Raw genomic sequence first — 20,928 nt, forward strand, 5'->3', positions numbered from 1 at the left:
GCAACTAAAAAGAGAATAAAAGAAAAGCGGGAGTGGTGGATTCTGTAGGACTTGAACCTACGACCAATCGGTTATGAGCCGAGCGCTCTGACCAGCTGAGCTAAGAATCCAAAATTCCCAAAAGATGGTTTGCTATTGTATCCAAAAATATAGCGAAAAGCAAGCAGGTTTTCTAAGATCCCAAATAGGATCATAAAGGTGATAAAACTGCTCCCTCCATAGCTGAATAAGGGTAAGGGAATGCCTACCACAGGGGCTAACCCTAAAGTCATGGCGATATTCACGCTGGAATAAACAAAGATTAAAATAGAAATCCCAAGGGCTACAATCTTTAAAAACCAATCGCTGTTGCTCTCAAACAGATAAAAAAATAAATGCAAACTCAAGCCTATATAAATCGCAAAAAGCAACATAGCCCCTAAAAACCCGAAACGCTCCACGAAGTAAGCAAAGATAAAATCGCTCGTTGCGATAGGCAAGAATTTGAATTTGGTTTGTGTGCAAGCTTCTTTAGATTTGCCTAAAAACCCGCCCGATCCTATAGCGATAATGGATTGCATGACATGGTAATTAGGCTTTTCAGAAAGAAAGTCTGCGATGCGCTTTTTTTGGTAATCATGCAAAAAATGATAAGCGATAGGCGAAGCCACTAAAAGAGCGATAAAAAGAGGGAGCCACACCCTAGTCCTTAAGCCCACGATAAGTAAAATCCCAAAACCCATGATCAACACAATAAGAGCCGTGCCTAAATCAGGCTGTTTTAAAATCAAAGCCGCCGGTAAGCAAATGTAAAAACTAAGCTTTAAAAACATGCCCCAATCATAGCCCTTAAAAGGGGGTGGGTTGATTTTAATCAAATGCGCCAATAACAAAAGGATAGCGATTTTCACGGGTTCGCTAGGCTGTAAAGAAATAGAGGTAAAGGGAATGACTAGCCATCGTTGTGCCCCAAGCTTGCTATATCCCATAAAATCCACTAACGCCAATAAAATAACGCACGCCCAATAAAACACAAAGAGCCAGCGATCGAGCTTTCTGAAAGGGATAAAAAACACGATCCAAAAGAGAATAAACCCTATCGCATAATAAACCCCTTGCTTTAAGCTCAAAACCGCGCTGCTCTCAAAAATCAATAAAAAAGAAACCACAAGTAAGGGGATGATAAACACAAAAGGCAAAAGATCAAAATGCATCCAAATCCTTTTGTCTAATGCCATGCGTTTTTCATAACCCCTTGATCTTATGGTTTTAATTTTTTGATTGTATCCAAATTGAGATAATTCTCCTTGAAAAGGGATTTCATCACATCAACTGCAGGCAATTTGACTTCGCCCGTCTCATCATTAAAGCATTTTTCTAGCACTTTCAAATAAGCAAACCCAATGCCTTCTGTGATAGCCACAGCGGTTGCGCTCCCTGCAACACTCCCCACAATAGGAATGAATTTAAGCAAACCATTAACGAGCGTTCTCCCCACTTGCGCAACTGCGGTTACGCCCAACAATCCGGCGATTAATGATGTAGCTACAGATTCTTCCAAATCCATTCCAAAAGCGTCATTCATTTTATAGATCATTCCTCCTTGAATGAGTGAGATAGGGATCGCATCGCTAAAAGGTATGGGGATAAGCCCAGCTGCTCCAGCCGCTGCTGATGCAGCATGGATAATGGTTTTACTTTTATCTATCATAGCTTGTTTTCTTAGTTGGATATTGGCTTTTTGGATCTGTAAGAAATGGTTTTGTTTGTTTTTCTTAGCGTCTATCAAGCATTTTTTCGTTTCGTCTACCAATTCTTCTAAACCTTCAATGGGGACTTCCATCCCTCTAAATGAATATGCAACGGAATTGACCCTCACATAGGCTCTGACAAAACCGCCAAGCCCCCATTCTTCATCTATGATTCTTTTAGTTTCTTGGACAAACGCATCGCCGGCTTTTCCTTGTGTGTTGGTGAAAACGAAAATCGTTGGAATATTCCAATTTTTAGCAAAGCTTAATAACTCTCTCTCTTGAATCCTACCAGAAGTCTCTTTAACGCACAGATACGCCACATCGATAGCCTCTTTTTCATTTTGCGTTTTAAAAGAAGCTTCCTTCTTTTTTAACGCTTTCCATGGTATCTTTATAACCTTTGGCTTCAATGCCTTTAGTGTCCCACAAGATCAAGCCTTTTTCTTCGTCAACATATTTTTCAAGGTGCTGAGTGATGGGTTTTCCTACGCCTGCTTTAGCTATTTCTTCACCAAATAAAGCGTTAATAAGCGAGCTTTTACCCATTCCAGTAGCCCCATGAGCAAAATATTCATGATCGGTCTTTCTTTTTTGATGGCTTCGTGCAGTTTTTGCATATTCAATCCTCCTTCTTTCCCATCAAGCGTGAACGCGTCGCCTAAAAACTTGCGCAAAACACCACTCAGTTTCTCATGATTTTCGTTGTTTTCCATGATAAAACCCCTTTTAAAAATGATTTGAGCTACCCAATGTTGGCACACAGATTATAGCATATTAAACTAATGAGCAGAAACATGATTTTTTAAGGTTTTGAGTAAAATAATGGTTTTTAAAAAAGCAAAAAAGAGTTTGGATGCCAAAAGTTTTTATCGCCCTAACTGATCACAAACGCATTGATGAATTTTTAGCCAAAGAATTGCAAATTTCTAAAAACCAGGCATTGAATTTGATTAAAGAGGGGCTGGTGTTTTGTCAAAAAAAGGGGGTAAAAAAGGGTGGGTTAGCCTTAAAAAAGGGCGATGAAATCACGCTTTTAACGCCACAAATCACGCCCAAACCCTTAAAAAAAGGGCTTGATTTAGAAATAGAAGTCATTTTTGAAGATGAAGACTTGTTAGTGTTGAATAAGCCCCCTAATTTAGTCATCCATAAAGCCCCAAGCGTGAAAGAGCCTACTTTAGTGGATTGGCTGGAATCTAAAAATTACGAGCTTTCTAATTTGGGATTAAAAGAGCGCTATGGGATTGTGCATCGTTTGGATAAGGACACGAGCGGAGGGATTGTCATCGCTAAAAACAATTTTACCCATGTTCATTTGAGCGAGCAGCTCAAAACTAAAATGATGGGGCGCTACTATATCGCTTTGCTTTCAACGCCCTTAAAAGAAGAAAAAATGAGCGTGGAATGCTATTTGACAAGAAACCCCAATAACCGCTTAAAAATGATAGCACTCAAAGCGGCCAAAAAAGAAAATAGCCGTTATTCTAAAAGCGAATTTATCAGCTTGCTGACTTCTCAAAACAATCTTAATTTGATAGGGGCTAAATTGTTCACCGGGCGCACGCACCAGATCAGAGCGCATTTAGAATATTTGAACAGACACATCATAGGCGATAATCTTTACGGGCTTAATCAAGCGCTTTTTAAAGAAGAAATAAGAATCATGCTGCATGCCTATTTGATAGAGTTCAAACACCCTAGAAGCGAGCAAAAACTGCGCTTTAAAGTTCCCCTATTAAAGGATATGTTAGAATATCTTAAAAAAGTTTTTGACAAGGAGAATTTAGATGAGGTCTTGGATGAAGAAAAAATACTTCACGCTTTTATTGCAAAGTAGTGTGGTATTAGCGGTTTTTATAGGGTGTTCTTCTACCAGGAATCATACTTTTTCAGCCCTTAACAATCAAGAAAATACAGACACTAAGCTCCCGGTAGTCCATTCTATTAAAACCATTAACGATGTGAGTTCAGTGGGTTTTGAATGGCCTAAAATCGCTGATACTTATGACATTGATGGGTTTATTTTGTATCGTTTGAAAAAAGACTCCAAGCTTAAAAGAATCGCCACGATTAAAAACCCTTATGCGACCCATTATTATGATGAGGGGCTAGAAACAGAGAGTTCTTACACTTACCAACTCGCTACTTACAAGGGCGATAAAATCTCTAAACTTTCAGATCCTATTTTAGTGAAAACCTCTTTTATCAATCCTGTAGAAAGCGTTTTTGCAAGCCTTGAATACCCTAAAAGCGTGAAAGTCTTTTGGAGTCCGCACCCTAACCCTAGCGTTTCTAAATACATCATTCAAAGGCAGAATAAAGACGGCAAATTTTTGAATGTAGGGGCTGTGAAAAACCGCTTGTTTGTGGAGTATTTTGATAAAGATTTAGAAGATGGGAAAAAATACCGCTACAAAGTCATCGCCGAAAATTTCATGGGGGATAAATCCAGGCCTAGTATCATAGTGGAGGGGAAAACTAAAGATTTACCCAAAGAAATCGCTAATGTTAGAGTGAGCCAAAACCTCACACGACACATTGAATTGAGTTGGGATAAATCCCCCGAAGAAGATGTGATAGCTTACCGCATTTACGCTTCCAATAACCGCAACGATAAATACAAATTCATCGCTCAAACCACCAACACTTCCTATGTGGATAAAATAGAAAAAGACAACCTCACTCGTTATTACAAAGTCGTCGCCCTTGATAAAACGCATCTTGAAGGGGCATTACCCAAAGAGCCTGCCATGGGTGAGACCGCTGACAGGCCCGAAGCCCCTATCATCACTAAAGGGACTATTCAAGACTCTTCAGCTTTCATCCAATGGGAAAATAACCCAAGCGCTAAAATAGCCACTTATGCGGTGTATCGTTTTGAAGCCAACTCTAAAACCCCTTTGCGCTTTGGGAATATCACCAAAAACCAATTCGTGGATAAGGACATGAAAGTGGGCGTGGCTTATCGCTATCAAGTGGTGAGCGTGGATAAAGATGGTTTAGAGTCGCGCCCAAGCAAAGAAGTGCGTTTGTTTTTAGAGCGCTAAAAGGGTTTTAATGCCCCATTTTTTAGCCAAGCTGGATTCTAAACCTTTAAAATACCCCTTAATTGAAGGGGATTTTTGTTTTCATAGGGAATTTTTAAGCTTAAAACACCCCACTAAAAGCTGTGTGTATGCGAGTTTTAAGGATCGCATTTTTTTATTGCAAAAAATCAGGCGAGCGGGTGATTTTTTAATCAAAAGCGAAAAAGCAACGCCCTTAAAAAGAGAGGTTTTAAAACAAGCTTTAAGGATTTATTCGCAATCTTTTGAAGTCATTTCGCATAATTTGCAAGAAAATTCTAAACATGCGAGCGGAAAAAAAGCCCTTGATTTAGGAACTTTTGAAGACTTTATTCAAAAAAATCAAGCCCCTATTTTAGCCGAAATTGGTTTTGGGAGTGGCAGGCATTTGATAGAATTAGCCAAAAACAACCCCACTAAAACATGCTTAGGGATAGAGATTTATACCCCCTCTATCGCGCAAGCGTTAAGGCAAATGGAGTTGTTGGATTTAAAAAATCTGCGCATCTTGCAAGGCGATGGCCGTTTGGTTTTAGAGAGCATGCCAAATCACAAATGCGAGAAAATTTTTGTGCATTTCCCTGTGCCATGGAATGAGAAAAAACACCGTCGGGTGCTAAGCGAAAAGTTTTTAAACGAAGCTTTAAGGGTTTTAAAGCCTAAAGGGTTTTTGGAATTACGAACCGATGATAGCCTTTATTTTGAAGACAGCTTAAAATTAGCCCTAAAAAACTTTAAATGCGAGATAGAAATCAAAAAAAACGCTCAAATACCGGTTGTCAGCAAGTATGAAGCGCGTTGGAACAAACTCAAAAAAGATATTTATGATTTAAGGATTTATTCTTTAGAATTGAATGAAACCCCTTTTCATAATCATGCATTTGATTTTTCTTTTGATACAATAACAATCAGTAAAAAGAGCGTTGGAGCGATTTTAAAAACCCCAAAAATCATCCAAGAGGGGTATTTTGTGCATGTTTGTAATATTTATGAGGATAAGGGGGATTTTTTAGTGGAATTGAGTATGGGGGATTTTGATTGGCCTGTGCGTTTGTTTGTTTTATTAACAGAAAATCAAATTTTTTACCTCAATAAAAGCCCCTTAAAAACCTTAAACAACCACAAAGCGCATCTTTTGCTTCAAAATATCCTAAGCCAAAAGGGAATTTGATGAGTGTGATCATCGCAGCGAACAATCTATGCTTACAATACCAGCAAAACGAACCGGTCATTAAGCATGCTAATTTACGCATCAAACGCAAGGATTTTGTGTTCATTTCAGGGCCTAGCGGGAGCGGTAAAAGCACGCTTTTGCGATCGTTTTATGGGGATTTAAAACTTTTTAGCGGCAAATTAGAAGTTTGCAATACCAACATGAACAACGCTTCAAAATCAACGATTTTAGATTTGCGTAAAAATATTGGCGTGGTTTTCCAAGATTATAAATTGATCCAAGATTACACGATTGAGCAAAACATCAAACTACCGATGGTGATTTGCGGCGTTAAAAAAGAAGAATGCCGCTTGCAGCTAGAAAAACTTTTAGGGCATATTGATTTACGCCATAAGGCTAACCGCTACCCCAAAGAGCTCAGCGGGGGCGAACAACAAAGAGTGGCTATGGCTAGGGCTATGGCGAACTGCCCTGAACTCATTTTAGCCGATGAGCCTACTGGGAATTTAGACTATTATTCTAGCGATAAAATCTGGAGCCTATTAAGGGGCATGAACACGCAATTAAACGCTACGATCGTGGTGGTTACGCACAAATTCCCTAAAAATTTTAGCGCTTATCACCGAAAATTTTATATAGAAGATGGGGAAGTTTATGAATACTCTTAAAAAGCATTTAGCCTTTATCATTCCCCTAGTAGCGTTATTGTTTAGCTTGGAGTGCGTGTTGTTTATCAATCAAGCGATCGCGCAAAAAGAAAAAAAATTGATTGAAGATTATTCAGTCGTGTTGGCCAGCACGCAAAAATTAAGCTTGGAATTGTTGCGTCAAAATTTTAGCGAAATCGTAGCGTTAAAAGAAATTGATCCCAATTACTCTTTAGAACCTCTTCAAAAAACCTTAGGCACAGACGGGCTTAAGGAATTAAGAAAAAATTTACCCTTTTTTTATTCTTTACAACTTTCTGCATTCCCCACTCAAGAGCGTTTAGAAAACATTAAAGAAAAATTGCTCAAAATCCCTGGCATTCAAAAAGTTGAAGTCTTTGCCAAAACTTACATGCAAGTGTATGATCTCTTGAGTTTTATTAAAGCAGCGGTCTATATCTTTGCGTTAGTGGTCTTTGTCTTGTCGGTTTTATTGATGTTTAAGCAAGTCCGTATCTGGATCTACCAATACCATGAGAGGTTGGAGATCATGGATTTATTAGGGGCTTCGGTGTCTTTTAAAAACGGGTTTTTGTATAAAATAGCTTTAATGGATTCTTTAATCGCTAGTTTTTTAGCCCCCATGCTCATGCTCTATACCACTTCGCAAAAAGGTTTTGAAAAAACGATGGATACTTTGGGTATTATAGGAGGCTCGTTTGTTTTAAACCATTTTTTATGGGGATTGCTTTTTAGCCTTGTAATCTCATTTGTTTCTGTTTTACTTGTAGCTTGGAGGACCAGACATGCATAAATTAGGGGTGTTTTTGTTAGCCACCTTACTATCAGCTAACACGCAAAAAGTGAGCGATATTGCTAAAGACATTCAACACAAAGAAACCCTTTTGAAAAAAACCCATGAAGAAAAAAACCAATTGAACAGCCGTTTGAGTTCTTTAGGCGAAGCGATCCGTTCTAAAGAGCTTCAAAAAGCTGAGATGGAGCGCCAAATGGCCGCCTTAAAAAAGAGTCTTGAAAAAAATCGTAACGAAAGTTTGGCGCAAGAAAAAGTCCTAACCAACTACCGCAAGTCTTTAGATCATTTGCAAAAACAGCGATCGTTTTTACAAAAGAGGGTGTTTGATACGCTTTTACAGGATTTCCTTTTTTCACAAGCTCTAAAGGGGCAGAATTTAGCCTCTTCTAACGATGTGATTTTGCAAGTGGCGTTTGAAAACTTGCACCAAAGCACTCTGTCTAAAATGTCGCAACTAAGCCAAGAAGAAAAAGATCTCAATACGCAAGCTTTAAAAGTCAAAAGCAGCATTCAAAAAATCTCATCTGTCATAGATGAGCAAAAAACTCGTGAAGTAACCTTAAAATCCTTGCAAACCGAACAAAATAAACTCATTTTGAGCATGCAAAAAGATTATGCGATCTATAACCAACGCCTAACCCTTTTAGAAAAAGAGCGCCAGAATTTAAACGCCCTTTTAAAACGCTTGAATATCATCAAACAAAACAGAGAAAATGAAGAAAAAGTCAGTTTGAAAAAATCTTCTCAAGCTTTAGAAGTCAAACAAGTAGCGAGCTCTTATCAAAATATCAACACCACGAGCTATAACGGGCCAAAAACGATCGCTCCCTTGAACGATTATGAAGTGGTGCAAAAATTTGGCCCCTATATTGATCCGGTTTATAATTTAAAAATTTTTAGCGAGTCTATTACGCTGGTGTCAAAAACCCCAAACGCTTTGGTGCGTAATGTTTTAGACGGGAAAATCGTGTTCGCTAAAGAAATCAACATGCTTAAAAAAGTCGTCATCATTGAGCATAAAAACGGCATCCGCACGATTTATTCTCAATTGGATAAAATCGCCCCCACCATTAAAAGCGGCATGCGGATCCAAAAAGGCTATGTTTTAGGGCGCATTGATCAACGCTTGGGATTTGAAGTTACCATGAAAGAAAAACACATCAACCCATTAGAACTCATCGCGCGCAATTAAGATTTAACAAATCGTTTTTATTGCCGATATTGGCTAAAGAGTTTATGCAAACAAATAAATCATTATACTTGTATGCATGGAAAAATTTGGAGGTTTTTATGGTCAATGAAGTTCAAGGGATTGGGATTCCCACATCTCACACAAGCGTTCAAACAACCCCCACAAAAGAGATCAGTCGCACAAATACGATAAACACTATTGATGAATCTAAGACAACGATAGACCCTGATCAATACAAACCCAAGCTGGAATTATTGAGCGAGCGTCTGAATGAAGAAATGAAACGCATTGGCACGGATATTAATTTTAGTTATAACGATACGATCAAAGGGTTAGTGGTTTCAGTCAAAGACGCTAATGGGGATAAGGTGATAAGAGAAATACCCTCTAAAGAAGCCGTGGAGCTTATGCAAAGAATGCGCGATGTGATAGGCATTATCTTTGATAAGAGAGGCTAAACATTAGAGGTAAAACATGGCAATAGGTTCATTAAGCTCATTAGGGCTTGGCAGTAAGGTTTTGAATTACGATGTGATTGACAAGCTTAAGGACGCCGATGAAAAAGCGTTAATCGCTCCCCTAGACAAGAAAATGGAGCAAAATGTTGAAAAACAAAAAGCCCTAGTAGAAATCAAAACGCTCCTTTCAGCTCTAAAAGGTCCGGTTAAAACGCTTTCAAATTATTCCACTTATATCAGCAGGAAAAGCAATGTTACAGGCGGTGCGTTGAGCGCGAGCGTGGGGGCTGGCGTGCCTATTCAAGATATTAAAGTGGATGTGCAAAATTTAGCGCAAGGCGATATTAACGAATTAGGGGCAAAATTTTCTTCAAGAGATGATATTTTTAGCCAAGTGGATACCACGCTCAAATTTTACACGCAAAACAAGGACTACGCCGTTAGTATTAAAGCAGGAATGACTTTAGGCGATGTGGCTCAAAGCATCACGGACGCTACCAACGGCGAAGTGATGGGCATTGTGATGAAAACAGGAGGGAATGACCCCTACCAATTAATGGTGAATACCAAAAACACCGGCGGAGACAACCGCATCTATTTTGGCTCACACCTCCAATCCACGCTCACTAACAAAAACGCCCTTTCTTTGGGGGTTGATGGGAGCGGAAAAAGTGAAGTGAGTTTGAATTTAAAGGGGGCTGATGGGAATATGCATGAAGTCCCTATTATGCTAGAACTCCCTGAAAGCGCTTCTATCAAACAAAAAAACACCGCAATCCAAAAAGCGATAGAGCAGGCTTTAGAAAATGACCCTAATTTTAAAGATTTGATCGCTAATGGGGATATTTCTATAGACACTCTTCATGGGGGGGATTCTTTAATCATTAATGACAGGCGTGGGGGAAACATTGAAGTTAAAGGGAGCAAGGCCAAAGAGCTTGGGTTTTTACAAACCACCACCCAAGAAAGCGATTTATTGAAAAGCTCTCGCACGATAAAGGAGGGTAAATTAGAAGGGGTGGTTAGCTTGAATGGCCAAAAACTCAATTTGAGCGCTTTAACCAAAGAGAGCAACACCAGTGAAGAAAACACAGACGCTATCGTTCAAGCGATCAATTCCAAAGAAGGCTTGAACGCGTTTAAGAACGCCGAAGGCAAGCTTGTGATCAATTCTAAAACCGGAATGCTAACGATTAAGGGCGAGGACGCTTTAGGCAAGGCCAGTTTGAAGGATTTGGGTTTGAATGCTGGCATGGTGCAATCTTATGAAGCTTCACAAAACACGCTTTTTATGTCTAAGAATTTGCAAAAAGCGAGCGATTCAGAATTCACCTATAATGGGGTGAGCATCACGCGCCCCACTAATGAGGTCAATGATGTGATCAGTGGGGTTAATATCACTTTAGAGCAAACCACAGAGCCTAATAAACCCGCCATTATCAGCGTGAGCAGGGACAATCAAGCCATTATAGACAGCCTCACTGAATTTGTCAAAGCCTATAATGAGCTTATCCCTAAACTAGATGAAGACACTCGTTATGACGCTGACACTAAAATCGCTGGGATTTTTAACGGCGTGGGCGATATTCGCGCAATCCGCTCTTCTCTTAACAACGTGTTTTCTTATAGCGTGCATACGGATAATGGGGTAGAAAGCTTGATGAAATACGGGCTTAGTTTAGACGATAAAGGCGTGATGAGTTTAGATGAAGCTAAATTGAGTAGCACACTAAATTCTAATCCTAAAGCGACTCAAGATTTTTTCTATGGGAGCGATAGCAAGGATATGGGGGGCAGAGAAATCCACCAAGAGGGCATTTTTTCTAAATTCAATCAAGTCATCGCCAATCTCATAGATGGAGGGAGTGCTAAATTAAAGATTTATGAAGATTCCCTAGACAGAGACGCTAAAAGCCTGACCAAAGACAAAGAAAACGCTCAAGAGCTTTTAAAAACCCGCTACAACATCATGGCGGAGCGCTTTGCGGCTTATGATAGCCAAATCTCTAAAGCCAATCAAAAATTCAATTCCGTGCAAATGATGATCGATCAAGCGGCGGCTAAAAAGAATTAAAAAAACAGAGAGTTATCAATTTTAAAGGATAAAGGAACATTATGCAATACGCTAACGCTTATCAAGCCTACCAGCATAACCGAGTGAGTGTGGAATCCCCAGCAAAACTCATTGAAATGCTTTATGAAGGGATTTTAAGATTTTCTTCGCAAGCCAAACGCTGTATTGAAAATGAAGACATTGAAAAAAAGATTTATTATATTAATAGGGTTACGGATATTTTCACGGAATTGTTGAATATTTTAGATTATGAAAAAGGGGGGGAAGTGGCGGTGTATCTCACAGGCTTATACACCCATCAAATCAAAGTTTTAACGCAGGCCAATGTGGAAAATGATGCGAGTAAGATTGATTTGGTGTTGAATGTGGCTAGGGGGTTGTTAGAAGCTTGGAGGGAAATCCATTCAGATGAACTCGCCTGATGCGTTATTAGATTCCTTTAAAATCGCTCTCATAAAAAAAGATTCTAAGCTTGCCTTTTCATTGATAGAGCGCCTTTCTTTAGAGCAAATAAAAAGCTTAGATTTAGACACGCTTTTAAGCCTTAAGGAAATGATAGCCCAAAGCATTGAACTATTAGAAAAAGAAAAAGAAGAACTGCAATCACAAATGCATAAGGCTAAGAAGATTCAAAAATTTTTGTCTTAGATTTTTTAAACTACGATACAATAAAACCACTATTTTTATTGAAGGCTAAAGATTGTCTGAACCCATAGATAGATTCACACGCATAAGGTGGTTGTTTAAAAACGATTTTGAAAGAATCCGCCAACAAAGGGTTTTAATCTGTGGTGTGGGGGGCGTTGGAGGCTTTGCGCTAGACGCTTTGTATCGTGTGGGGATAGGGCAAATCACTATCATTGATAAAGATGTGTTTGATGTTACCAATCAAAACCGCCAGATTGGATCAGAAAGGATAGGAGAATCTAAAGTGTTGGTGTTGCAAGATCTCTATAAGGGCGTTCAAGCTTTGAATTTGCATGTAGATGAAGCGTTTTTAAATTCATTTAATTTTAGAGATTATGATTACATTTTAGATTGCATGGACGATTTGCCTATTAAAACAAGATTAGCGATAAAATGCCAAAACTTCGCTTACGGGAAATTTATCAGCTCTATGGGGAGCGCGAAACGCTTGAACCCTAAACACATCCAAGTGGGGAGCGTGTGGGAAAGCTATGGCGATAAATTCGGGCGTAAGTTTAGGGATTTTTTAAAAAAACGCCGTTTTAAAGGGGATTTTAAAGTGGTTTTTAGCCCTGAAGTTCCGCATTGCATAGAGCTTGGGAGTTTTAATGCGGTTACGGCGAGTTTTGGTTTGCAAATAGCGAGTGAAGTCGTGCAAGACATTATCCAATAAGGTATTATCAACAATGAAAGGAAGTGGAATGAAAGATTACGAAGACGGATTGGAAGATTTTGAAGAAGAAGAATTAGAGGGCTTTGAAGAAGAAGATGATGAAGAGTATGGGGATTATAAGAATGTCTATGATGATGACGATTATGAAGACTATAACTCTGATTATGAAGAAGAGTGAAAAATGATTTGCGCAAGCGTCCTCCAGCATGCTTATTGCGGCTCTAGAAAAAAAACCATAGAGCATACAGCAAACTTGCTTGAACAAGCGCTAAAAAAACACCCTAAAACCAATTTAGTGGTGTTGCAAGAATTAAACCCTTATAGTTATTTTTGCCAGAGCGAAAACCCTAAATTTTTTGATTTGGGCGAATATTTTGAAGAAGATAAGGCTTTTTTTAGCGCTTTAGCTCAAAAATTTCAAGTGGTGCTGATTGCTTCTTTATTTGAAAAGCGCGCTAAAGGGTTGTATCACAATAGCGCTGTGGTGTTTGAAAAAGATGGATCAATTGCTGGAGTGTATCGCAAAATGCACATTCCTGATGACCCAGGGTTTTATGAAAAATTTTATTTCACGCCGGGGGATTTGGGCTTTGAGCCTATTGTTACAAGCGTGGGCAAATTAGGGCTTATGGTGTGTTGGGATCAGTGGTATCCTGAAGCGGCAAGGATTATGGCTTTAAAAGGGGCAGAAATTTTAATCTATCCTAGTGCGATAGGGTTTTTAGAAGAAGACTCTAATGAAGAAAAAAAGCGTCAGCAAAACGCATGGGAAACTATCCAAAGAGGGCATGCGATCGCTAATGGCTTGCCTTTGATTGCGGCTAACAGAGTGGGCGTAGAGTTAGATCCTAGCGGTGCGATTAAGGGGGGCATTACTTTTTTTGGCTCTAGTTTTGTGGTGGGGGCTTTGGGCGAATTTTTAGCCAAAGCGAGCGATAAAGAAGAGATTTTGTATGCGGAAATTGATTTAGAACGCACCGAAGAAGTGCGCCGAATGTGGCCGTTTTTGAGAGACAGACGCATTGATTTTTATAACGATTTGTTGAAACGCTATATTTAATCGGTCAATCAATTTAAAATTTAAGGTTAAAAAGGATTAAACATGGTAGGTGTGGTTTTTTGCGCTAAACAAGCGCAAAAATTCTATCATTTTTGCGCGGTATTTTCATTTTAATAAGGAGCAAAAATGCTAGAAAATAGCTCTATATGGAGCAATCCTGCCTTTGTAGCTATCATTTGCATGTGCGTTCTTAGCCTTTTAAGGCTCAATGTCATGCTTTCTATGATTAGCGCGACTCTCATAGCAGGACTTATGGGAGGGCTTGGATTGACAGAGAGTTTTAATGCGATGATAGACGGCATGAAAGGCAATTTAAACATCGCTTTAAGCTACATCCTTTTAGGGGCTTTAGCGGTAGCGATCGCTAAAAGCAATCTCATTAAAGTCGCTTTGAGTAAATTAATAGGCTTAATGAATTACAAGCGATCCACTTTTTGCTTTTTGATCTCTTTCATCGCATGTTTTTCGCAAAATTTAGTGCCGGTGCATATCGCTTTTATCCCTATTTTAATCCCCCCTCTTTTGCATTTAATGAACCGGCTAGAATTGGATAGAAGAGCGGTCGCTTGCGCTTTAACCTTTGGTTTGCAAGCCCCCTACTTGGTGCTTCCTGTAGGGTTTGGCTTGATTTTTCAAACCACCATTTTAGAGCAATTAAAAGCTAATGGCGTTAGCTCTACCATAGCGCAAATCACAGGAGTGATGTGGATAGCAGGGTTAGCGATGGTTGTTGGGTTGCTTATGGCTGTATTAACGCTATACAAAAAACCCAGGCGCTACAAAGAAAAATCTTTTAACATAGAAAATTACGCTTCGCTTAAATTAAACTACCATGACTATCTGACTTTTATAGGAGTTATCGTGGCGTTTGTGATCCAATTAGCCACCGATTCGATGCCCTTAGCCGCCTTTTTAGCGTTAGCGATCATCTTACTGGGCCGTGGCATTAAGTTTAAAGAAACAGACTCGCTTATGGATGATAGCGTGAAAATGATGGCGTTTATCGCTTTTGTGATGTTAGTGGCTAGCGGGTTTGGAGAAGTGTTGCAAAAAGTGCATGCGATAGAGGGCTTAGTGAATGCAATCACAAGCGTAGTCCAAGGGAAGCTTTTAGGGGCTTTTTTGATGCTTGTTGTAGGGCTTTTTATCACTATGGGGATAGGGACTTCTTTTGGCACTATCCCTATCATCGCTGTGTTTTATGTGCCTTTATGCGCGAAATTAGGTTTTAGCGTAGAATCTACGATTTTACTCATCGGCATAGCCGCAGCTTTAGGCGATGCAGGATCACCGGCTAGCGATAGCACCATGGGGCCCACTTGCGGGCTTAACGCAGACAACCAACACAATCATATCTATGACACATGCGTGCCGACTTTTTTAGTCTATAACCTCCCTTTGATTGTTTTTGGAGTGGTTGGAGCGTTACTATTAGGCTAATCTATCAAGTTAAGAAAATCTTTTCTTTAGCCTTACCCTCTGGGATCAATGCCTTTTTAGATGTGCTGGTGGTCGCGCTCTCGGTTTTTTTTGTGGGCAAGATTTCGCACCATCACATTGTGGCTTTAGGGGTGGGCTTGCAATTTTTGATGCTTTTTTATGGCATCAATACGATTTTATACACCGGCACTAACGCCATTCTTTCTAGGCTTGTGGGAGCTAGGGATTTTACTCAAATCAACCACGCTTTTTCCAGTATTTTTATAGGAGCGTTTGTGATTTGTTTGGGCGTGCTGTTTGTTTCTTATTTTTTGATTGAGCCTTTTTTAAATTGGATGCAATTACAAGATCCTTCGCGCCAATTGACGCAAGATTATTTAGAAGTCTTAGTTATCGCGCTACCGAGTATTTTTTTAAAAAATGTTTTAGTTTCCGCGCTCGCTAGCTTTTCAGACACCCTAACCCCCTTTATTGTCAAAATCATCATGGTCATCGCATGCATTTTTTTGAATCAAGCCTTGATTTTTGGGGATTTTGGTTTTAAAGAAATGGGGATTGTAGGCTCTGCTTTAGCGAATGTAATTGTCTCTTATTTGGAATTACTCGCGCTTGGCGTTTGGATACAAATCAAAAAAATCCCTTTAAAATTCAAAATAACCTTTCATTTTTCTTTTTTAAAAACCATGTTTAGAGTGGGTTGGCCGGCCGGGTTTGAGCGCTTATTGAGTTTATTTTCTTTAATCCTCTTATCCAAATTTGTAGCGAGCTATGGGGATAAGGTGTTAGCGGGCATGCAAATAGGCATTAGGGTTGAAACCTTTTCGTTCATGCCCGGATTTGGGTTTATGATCGCAGCGATGGTTTTAACGGGGCAAAATTTAGGAGCGAACAAGCCAAAAATCGCCACAGAATACGCGCATTTGATTTTAAAAATCTCTATGGGTTTAATGGGGGTTTTAGGGATTGTTTTAGTCTTATTCGCTAAAGAATTTGCGAGCCTTTTTTCTCAAGATGAAGAAGTTTTGGAAGTGGCGCGATCTTATTTGATCGCTGTGGGCCTCTCTCAAGCCCCCTTAATTGGGTATTTTGTGCTAGATGGAGTTTTTAGAGGGGCTGGCATTTCTAAAGTCTCACTGTATATTAACACCCTAAGCTTATGGGGATTAAGGATCATGCCCATTTACTTGCTTTTAATACATCATTTTAAAGTGGAATTTATTTTTGTAGTGATCGCATCAGAAACTTTTTTGCGCTCATTCATCTACTATAAAGTTTTTTCTAAAGGCATTTGGAAAAGGTGCGGGAAAAAGGCTTAAAAATACTTATTGCTTGAGCGTAGCGGTCGTTTTGAAACGATTTTCTCGCACCACTTGCACGCCCACTTCGCCCACATACTGAGTGCTCTCTTCTATCTTTTTAGCGATCTTTCTGGCAATAATAGGCACTTGATTGTCCCTAACTTGGTTGGATTTGACAATCACTCTTAATTCTCGCCCGCTCTCCATCGCATACGCTTTTTCCACCCCATCAAATTCTAGCGCGATCTCTTCTAAAGCTTGCATGCGTTTAGCGTATTCTTCATCGCTCTTTCTTCTAGCCCCAGGACGCCCTGCAGAAAGCGCATCAGCCGCGCACACGCTCGCGCACTCTACGCTCAAAATCTCTTCATGCCCATGGTGGGCATAAATCGCATTAATCACAACCGGATCTTCTTTATGGCGCTTGCACACCTCAACCCCTAAATTCACATGGTCTCTCCCAAGCTCTTGGGTGAGCGCTTTACCAATATCATGCAAAATACCGGCTCTTCTGGCGAGCTTTTTATCCCCCCCAAGCTGCTCTACAATCAAACCGGCTAAAAGAGCGACTTCTTTAGAATGCTGTAAAGCGTTTTGCCCAAAACTGGAGCGGTAACGCATTTTGCCTATTAAAATTTTAAGCTCATCTTCCATAGCTCCAAGCTCTAATTCTAGCACCACGCTCTCCCCTTCAGAAAGCAATTCTTTTTCCATGTTGCGCGCGACTCTATGATAGACCTCTTCAATCCTGTTAGGCTGGATACGGCCGTCTTCGATTAAAATTTTAAGCGTCTCGCTCGCTACTTCACGCCGAAAAATATTAAAGCTAGACAAACACAATTCGCTGCTGTCTTCGCTAAATTCTATATCCACCCCACTGACTTTTTTAAACGCTTCAATATTTTTCCCGTCTTTGCCTATCACACGACCGATATAATCTGAGCAAGGCAAAGCGATACGAGTTGTTAAATTCTCTGTTGCATAATTACCCGCAAAACGGGCTGTCGCTTCCGCTAAAATGGCATACGATTTTTTCTTGCCCTCTTCTTTGGCTTCTTTTTCATAACGCCTGATTAAGGCGCTTTTTTGCGCTTCTAATTCTTCTTCTAATTGCTCTAAAATCATGCTTTTAATTTCATCTTTGGTATAATCCATGTAATTGAGCATCGCATCTAGCGCTTTGGCTTGAGTTTCTTTACAAACAGCGCACTGTTTTTTAAAGTTTTCTTTTTCTTGTTCTAAAATTTGGCGTTCTTTTTCAAGCTCTTTTTTTTCCTTTTCCAAATAGCGTTTTTCATCTCTTACAAATTCTTTGTGCTGCGCTTCTAAATGCTTCAAATGCGCTTCTTTTTTTTCAAAATGGGTTTGGAGTTGCAAATTTTTGTTTTCATATTGCTGTTGCAATTTGCATTCTTGGCTTTTCATGCGCATCTCTTCAGCTTCCACAAAAGATTTCGCTTGAAACTCCATCAATTTGGCTTTAGCTGAAGCGCCTTTTAAAACGGCTTGCGCTCTAGCGTAATAGATCTTTTTCATCACATAATACATGGCTAGAGCGGTAATCAAACACGCTACCAAGACTTCTAATGAAATGTAAATTAACCCCATGCTCATAATGTTTCCTTTTATTATTCTTCATAACGATACGAGCATTCATATAAAGATCCGCTTCAATGTCATAGGCGTCTGTAAGAACACCATTAGCTATCGCTAACTCCCTACTCACAAACACGATTAAGGGGCGTTTTAGTTGCCTTTTGAATAATGGGGGCAAACTCCTATCATACATGCCTAGCCCAAAACCCACGCGCCTAAAGCTTGTATCCATTCCTAAAATCGGCACGACAATACAATCTAATTTCCGCTTATAATAGTGCGATAAACTCGGCTCATCAAACCACCCCAAACGCCTTAAAGGCAACCTAAAGGGCACGATAGTGAAACCCTCTTTAGAAAAATCAGCGCCTTTTTTGATGCTTTTAGGCAACCACACGCGCTTATTTTTTTGTCTTAACTTCAAAATCAAAGGCCTGATGTCGAGCTCATGCCCTAACGGGCTATACAATAAAATATTTTGATAATCTTTGAGTTTCCAAAATAAAAGCTTGCAAGCCAATTTATCCCTGACTGCTTTATCTTTGGTTGGTTTAGCCCTTTTCAAGCGTTCTTTACAAAAATCTCTAAAAATCGTTTTAATGGTTATAATCCTTAAATTTTAGACTTACATTATAGTATAATTTCAGGTTATTAGTTACCATTTTATTATTCTTAAGGATGTGTTTATAATGAGAATTAAGGCTTATTTTTGGCGTTTTATCGCGCTGGTTTTGATCGTTTTGTTGGGTTTTAGCGCTTGTAAAAATTCTCAAAAATCTCAAGATTCTCAAAACAATACCACCCAACAAGATAGCCCTAAAACCTACACCGCTATGGATTTGAACAACCAAGAATACACGATTATAGGCGATTTAGATTCTCTAAACATCAGCCCGGATTCTAACACCCCTACCCTATTAATTTTAAGTGCTTTAGATGATTCTTTGAAAGATTACGCCCCCACCTTTAACATCTTAAAAAAAACTTTTAAAGATCGTTTGAGGGTGCTTATTTTACTCAATAAACCCTATTCAAGCAATGAAATCAAAGACTTTAATACGCATTCTCAAGCTGATTTTACGATTTTAAACCCTAAAGATACCGCCCTTTTTGATCATTTAAACCATGACGCTTTAAACCATTCTTTTAACATGCTTTTATACTACAAACACCAATTGATTAAAATGTATCAGGGGATCGTGCCAATAGAAATGCTCCAATTTGATATTTCCAATTTAAAGGATTAAAAAACCATGTTTAATTTTTTCAAAAAAATTGTCAATAAAATTAAGGGTGAAGAGGCTAAAGAAAAAAAGCGCCAAAGCGTTCCTAAAGAGGAATTAGAAGAAATTTTGATTGGCTTTGACATCCAATACGATTTGATAGAGAGCTTATTAAAGCATTTAGGCGATTTGATTACGCCCAAGCAATTAGAAGTCGCTTTGTTGCGTTTTGTGCGAGGGGAAAGCTATTACGATAAAACCCGCCTAAAAACCATCACCACAAAACCCTTAGTGCACTTAATCGTGGGGGTTAACGGGGCGGGCAAAACCACAACGATCGCTAAATTAGCCAAGCTTTCTTTAAAACAGCATAAAAAAGCGCTTTTAGGGGCAGGCGATACCTTTAGAGCGGCCGCGGTCAAACAGCTCCAGTTGTGGGGCGAAAAGCTTAACATTCAAGTCATTAGCGCTAAAGAAGGGAGCGATCCAAGTTCTCTAGCTTATAACACCATAGAAAGCGCGATCGCTAAAAATATAGATGAAGTTTTTATAGACACCGCCGGGAGATTACACAACCAGACCAACCTTAAAAACGAGCTTTCTAAAATCGCGCGCACCTGCTCTAAAGTTTTAAAAGACGCCCCCTTTTATAAATTCCTTATTTTAGACGGCACGCAAGGGAGTTCTGGGCTCACTCAAGCCAAAATTTTCCATGAAACTTTGGCGTTAGACGGCGTGATTATGACCAAGCTTGATGGCACTTCTAAAGGCGGAGCGATTTTAAGCGTGCTGTATGAGTTGAAATTACCCATTCTTTATTTAGGAATGGGCGAAAAAGAAGACGATTTGATCGCTTTTGATGAAGAACGCTTTATAGGAGACTTGGTTGATGCGGTGTTTGTGGAACAATAAAAAATACAACTATACCAAATGCGTAAGTATAACATGAACAGTATGATTAAGCAACCTTATGATGAGTTCAATGTTTTCTATAAGGGCGATGATAAAGCACCTTTTGAAAGATTTATTCGAAGAATTAAGATTAAAACATCGCAAAAATAATATAGAAGTTATTACCAATATAGTAAGATAGGAGTTTTAAACTCTTATAACCTTATTCTGAGCACCTATTGATTAATATTGTTATTGTTGTTTTTAATGCCTAATTTATTATATATATCTCCTACTTTTACTTTTTTGATAAAATCACAATGTTTAGTAAGGCTACTCTCTATTTTTTGTTCGAGATCTTCAAAAAGGATAATTTCTGTTTGAATTCCATTTGTTCTAGCCAATTTTAAAGCCGGAGACATATCAGAGTCATATCCTATTAAAACTACCTTTTCTACAAAATGTTTTAAGGAAATTTCTAGCATATCTATTCCAAGGAGCATATCTACTTGTTTTTGAACCACCTCGTTACCAAGCTTAACAAGCTTTCCGAGTCTCAAAGCAGTATGATTTAAACATTCTAGTGTTGACAAGAATTCCAATATATCCTTCTTTTTCTTATGATCATCTAATGGTTTTGCTGTGTAAAAGAATATTCTGTATAGATTTAATAAATCTCTCTCATGATAACTGTCAAAAACACATAAATTACAAAAATCTATAACTTTTTGTGGATTGTTATTGTAATCAAAAAAAAGTTTTTTATCTTTTCCTATTTTTTCAAAAACACCTAGTCTCAAATTTTCAAAATCAACGAAAATTGCTGTTTTTTGTGTATGGTTCATAATTTTTATCCTTTTTATGTGGACAACCAAGGCTACAAGATTAAAGAATGCCCTA

At 39.0% G+C, this 20,928-nt stretch carries 22 protein-coding genes, 1 tRNA gene and 1 pseudogene; 17 read left to right on the forward strand and 7 right to left on the reverse strand.

Annotated features, from left to right (window positions below):
- Nucleotides 1-33 precede the first annotated feature (33 nt).
- The 4 genes and pseudogenes from DV63_RS13375 to DV63_RS18650 form a co-directional block, all read right to left on the reverse strand.
- Nucleotides 34-110: transfer RNA gene (locus DV63_RS13375), tRNA-Ile, on the reverse strand.
- Complete coding sequence (locus DV63_RS17975) at nucleotides 72-1,217, reverse strand: FtsW/RodA/SpoVE family cell cycle protein (protein ID WP_080220040.1); 1,146 nt, start codon at nucleotides 1,215-1,217, stop codon at nucleotides 72-74. The genes DV63_RS13375 and DV63_RS17975 overlap by 39 nt, the downstream gene beginning before the upstream one ends.
- Before the next feature lie 23 nt (nucleotides 1,218-1,240).
- The gene (locus tag DV63_RS18725) at nucleotides 1,241-2,017 is read right to left on the reverse strand and encodes a YcjF family protein (RefSeq protein ID WP_371981960.1); all 777 of its coding nucleotides are present in this window, start codon (nucleotides 2,015-2,017) and stop codon (nucleotides 1,241-1,243) included.
- A pseudogene (locus DV63_RS18650) lies at nucleotides 2,003-2,446 on the reverse strand (GTPase); the annotation flags it as partial. The pseudogene DV63_RS18650 and the gene DV63_RS18725, both read right to left, overlap by 15 nt.
- Nucleotides 2,447-2,586: 140 nt before the next feature.
- On the opposite strand from DV63_RS18650, the gene DV63_RS13385 reads away from it, so the two are divergent.
- The 15 genes from DV63_RS13385 to DV63_RS13455 all read left to right on the forward strand — a co-directional run bounded on the left by DV63_RS13385 (nucleotide 2,587) and on the right by DV63_RS13455 (nucleotide 16,336).
- Entirely contained in the window at nucleotides 2,587-3,570 is a 984-nt protein-coding gene (locus DV63_RS13385; protein WP_001127134.1) for an RluA family pseudouridine synthase, read from the forward strand.
- Nucleotides 3,533-4,780, forward strand: coding sequence for a fibronectin type III domain-containing protein (locus DV63_RS13390; protein ID WP_000731322.1), 1,248 nt, complete (start codon nucleotides 3,533-3,535; stop codon nucleotides 4,778-4,780). The genes DV63_RS13385 and DV63_RS13390 overlap by 38 nt, the downstream gene beginning before the upstream one ends.
- A gap of 10 nt (nucleotides 4,781-4,790) precedes the next feature.
- Entirely contained in the window at nucleotides 4,791-5,969 is a 1,179-nt protein-coding gene (trmB, locus tag DV63_RS13395; protein WP_001119987.1) for a tRNA (guanosine(46)-N7)-methyltransferase TrmB, read from the forward strand.
- Nucleotides 5,969-6,640, forward strand: a complete 672-nt coding sequence (locus tag DV63_RS13400) for an ABC transporter ATP-binding protein (protein ID WP_000111086.1) — start codon at nucleotides 5,969-5,971, stop codon at nucleotides 6,638-6,640. The genes trmB and DV63_RS13400 overlap by 1 nt, the downstream gene beginning before the upstream one ends.
- The gene (locus tag DV63_RS13405; RefSeq protein ID WP_001094150.1) at nucleotides 6,627-7,433 is read left to right on the forward strand and encodes an FtsX-like permease family protein; all 807 of its coding nucleotides are present in this window, start codon (nucleotides 6,627-6,629) and stop codon (nucleotides 7,431-7,433) included. The genes DV63_RS13400 and DV63_RS13405 overlap by 14 nt, the downstream gene beginning before the upstream one ends.
- The gene (locus DV63_RS13410) at nucleotides 7,426-8,628 is read left to right on the forward strand and encodes a murein hydrolase activator EnvC family protein (protein ID WP_000549256.1); all 1,203 of its coding nucleotides are present in this window, start codon (nucleotides 7,426-7,428) and stop codon (nucleotides 8,626-8,628) included. Before DV63_RS13405 ends, DV63_RS13410 begins: the two co-directional genes overlap by 8 nt.
- A 98-nt stretch (nucleotides 8,629-8,726) precedes the next feature.
- Nucleotides 8,727-9,086: a flagella length regulator FlaG gene (gene flaG, locus DV63_RS13415; protein ID WP_000245957.1), complete on the forward strand. Its 360-nt coding sequence runs from the start codon at nucleotides 8,727-8,729 to the stop codon at nucleotides 9,084-9,086.
- A gap of 16 nt (nucleotides 9,087-9,102) precedes the next feature.
- Nucleotides 9,103-11,160, forward strand: coding sequence for a flagellar filament capping protein FliD (fliD, locus tag DV63_RS13420; protein ID WP_017179773.1), 2,058 nt, complete (start codon nucleotides 9,103-9,105; stop codon nucleotides 11,158-11,160).
- A gap of 41 nt (nucleotides 11,161-11,201) precedes the next feature.
- Complete coding sequence (fliS, locus tag DV63_RS13425) at nucleotides 11,202-11,582, forward strand: flagellar export chaperone FliS (protein WP_001199081.1); 381 nt, start codon at nucleotides 11,202-11,204, stop codon at nucleotides 11,580-11,582.
- Nucleotides 11,569-11,808 carry a hypothetical protein gene (locus tag DV63_RS13430; RefSeq protein WP_001087773.1) on the forward strand — a complete coding sequence of 80 codons (240 nt, stop codon included), beginning with the start codon at nucleotides 11,569-11,571 and terminating at the stop codon, nucleotides 11,806-11,808. The genes fliS and DV63_RS13430 overlap by 14 nt, the downstream gene beginning before the upstream one ends.
- Nucleotides 11,809-11,860: 52 nt before the next feature.
- Entirely contained in the window at nucleotides 11,861-12,520 is a 660-nt protein-coding gene (locus tag DV63_RS13435) for a tRNA threonylcarbamoyladenosine dehydratase (protein ID WP_001294148.1), read from the forward strand.
- Between the two features lie 28 nt (nucleotides 12,521-12,548).
- Complete coding sequence (locus tag DV63_RS13440; RefSeq protein ID WP_000656219.1) at nucleotides 12,549-12,698, forward strand: hypothetical protein; 150 nt, start codon at nucleotides 12,549-12,551, stop codon at nucleotides 12,696-12,698.
- A 3-nt stretch (nucleotides 12,699-12,701) separates the two neighbouring features.
- The gene (locus DV63_RS13445; protein WP_000562722.1) at nucleotides 12,702-13,580 is read left to right on the forward strand and encodes a carbon-nitrogen hydrolase; all 879 of its coding nucleotides are present in this window, start codon (nucleotides 12,702-12,704) and stop codon (nucleotides 13,578-13,580) included.
- A 126-nt stretch (nucleotides 13,581-13,706) separates the two neighbouring features.
- Complete coding sequence (locus tag DV63_RS13450) at nucleotides 13,707-15,020, forward strand: Na+/H+ antiporter family protein (protein WP_000892578.1); 1,314 nt, start codon at nucleotides 13,707-13,709, stop codon at nucleotides 15,018-15,020.
- Nucleotides 15,020-16,336, forward strand: a complete 1,317-nt coding sequence (locus tag DV63_RS13455) for an MATE family efflux transporter (protein WP_274517907.1) — start codon at nucleotides 15,020-15,022, stop codon at nucleotides 16,334-16,336. The genes DV63_RS13450 and DV63_RS13455 overlap by 1 nt, the downstream gene beginning before the upstream one ends.
- A 6-nt stretch (nucleotides 16,337-16,342) precedes the next feature.
- Here the strand turns inward: DV63_RS13455 and rny are convergent, their stop codons facing one another.
- Both rny and DV63_RS13465 read right to left on the reverse strand, forming a co-directional pair.
- The gene (gene rny / locus DV63_RS13460; protein ID WP_031202414.1) at nucleotides 16,343-17,854 is read right to left on the reverse strand and encodes a ribonuclease Y; all 1,512 of its coding nucleotides are present in this window, start codon (nucleotides 17,852-17,854) and stop codon (nucleotides 16,343-16,345) included.
- Complete coding sequence (locus tag DV63_RS13465) at nucleotides 17,832-18,506, reverse strand: 5-formyltetrahydrofolate cyclo-ligase (RefSeq protein WP_080220039.1); 675 nt, start codon at nucleotides 18,504-18,506, stop codon at nucleotides 17,832-17,834. Before DV63_RS13465 ends, rny begins: the two co-directional genes overlap by 23 nt.
- Nucleotides 18,507-18,603: 97 nt before the next feature.
- Here DV63_RS13465 and DV63_RS13470 point away from each other — a divergent pair, with 97 nt between their 5' ends.
- Both DV63_RS13470 and ftsY read left to right on the forward strand, forming a co-directional pair.
- Nucleotides 18,604-19,161 (forward strand): hypothetical protein, encoded by a 558-nt coding sequence (locus DV63_RS13470; protein WP_001220463.1) that lies wholly within the window; start codon nucleotides 18,604-18,606, stop codon nucleotides 19,159-19,161.
- A gap of 6 nt (nucleotides 19,162-19,167) precedes the next feature.
- Nucleotides 19,168-20,049, forward strand: coding sequence for a signal recognition particle-docking protein FtsY (ftsY, locus tag DV63_RS13475; protein ID WP_000481558.1), 882 nt, complete (start codon nucleotides 19,168-19,170; stop codon nucleotides 20,047-20,049).
- A 215-nt stretch (nucleotides 20,050-20,264) separates the two neighbouring features.
- Here ftsY and DV63_RS13480 read toward each other — a convergent pair whose 3' ends face one another.
- Nucleotides 20,265-20,873, reverse strand: coding sequence for an NYN domain-containing protein (locus tag DV63_RS13480; protein ID WP_001016947.1), 609 nt, complete (start codon nucleotides 20,871-20,873; stop codon nucleotides 20,265-20,267).
- Nucleotides 20,874-20,928 lie beyond the last annotated feature (55 nt).

This window comes from Helicobacter pylori FD535 (assembly GCF_000296015.2).
Lineage (GTDB): Bacteria > Campylobacterota > Campylobacteria > Campylobacterales > Helicobacteraceae > Helicobacter > Helicobacter pylori_CT.

Coding starts and splice junctions, on each gene's coding strand:
- DV63_RS13430 (WP_001087773.1), top strand. CDS start 11,569: ATGAACTCGCCTGATGCGTTATTAGATTCCTTTAAAATCGCTCTCATA.
- fliD (WP_017179773.1), top strand. CDS start 9,103: ATGGCAATAGGTTCATTAAGCTCATTAGGGCTTGGCAGTAAGGTTTTG.
- DV63_RS13470 (WP_001220463.1), top strand. CDS start 18,604: ATGAGAATTAAGGCTTATTTTTGGCGTTTTATCGCGCTGGTTTTGATC.
- DV63_RS13440 (WP_000656219.1), top strand. CDS start 12,549: ATGAAAGATTACGAAGACGGATTGGAAGATTTTGAAGAAGAAGAATTA.
- DV63_RS13410 (WP_000549256.1), top strand. CDS start 7,426: ATGCATAAATTAGGGGTGTTTTTGTTAGCCACCTTACTATCAGCTAAC.
- DV63_RS13390 (WP_000731322.1), top strand. CDS start 3,533: ATGAAGAAAAAATACTTCACGCTTTTATTGCAAAGTAGTGTGGTATTA.
- DV63_RS13450 (WP_000892578.1), top strand. CDS start 13,707: ATGCTAGAAAATAGCTCTATATGGAGCAATCCTGCCTTTGTAGCTATC.
- ftsY (WP_000481558.1), top strand. CDS start 19,168: ATGTTTAATTTTTTCAAAAAAATTGTCAATAAAATTAAGGGTGAAGAG.
- DV63_RS13385 (WP_001127134.1), top strand. CDS start 2,587: ATGCCAAAAGTTTTTATCGCCCTAACTGATCACAAACGCATTGATGAA.
- trmB (WP_001119987.1), top strand. CDS start 4,791: ATGCCCCATTTTTTAGCCAAGCTGGATTCTAAACCTTTAAAATACCCC.
- DV63_RS13445 (WP_000562722.1), top strand. CDS start 12,702: ATGATTTGCGCAAGCGTCCTCCAGCATGCTTATTGCGGCTCTAGAAAA.
- DV63_RS13400 (WP_000111086.1), top strand. CDS start 5,969: ATGAGTGTGATCATCGCAGCGAACAATCTATGCTTACAATACCAGCAA.
- rny (WP_031202414.1), bottom strand. CDS start 17,854: ATGAAAAAGATCTATTACGCTAGAGCGCAAGCCGTTTTAAAAGGCGCT.
- DV63_RS17975 (WP_080220040.1), bottom strand. CDS start 1,217: ATGGCATTAGACAAAAGGATTTGGATGCATTTTGATCTTTTGCCTTTT.
- flaG (WP_000245957.1), top strand. CDS start 8,727: ATGGTCAATGAAGTTCAAGGGATTGGGATTCCCACATCTCACACAAGC.
- DV63_RS13405 (WP_001094150.1), top strand. CDS start 6,627: ATGAATACTCTTAAAAAGCATTTAGCCTTTATCATTCCCCTAGTAGCG.
- DV63_RS13480 (WP_001016947.1), bottom strand. CDS start 20,873: ATGAACCATACACAAAAAACAGCAATTTTCGTTGATTTTGAAAATTTG.
- fliS (WP_001199081.1), top strand. CDS start 11,202: ATGCAATACGCTAACGCTTATCAAGCCTACCAGCATAACCGAGTGAGT.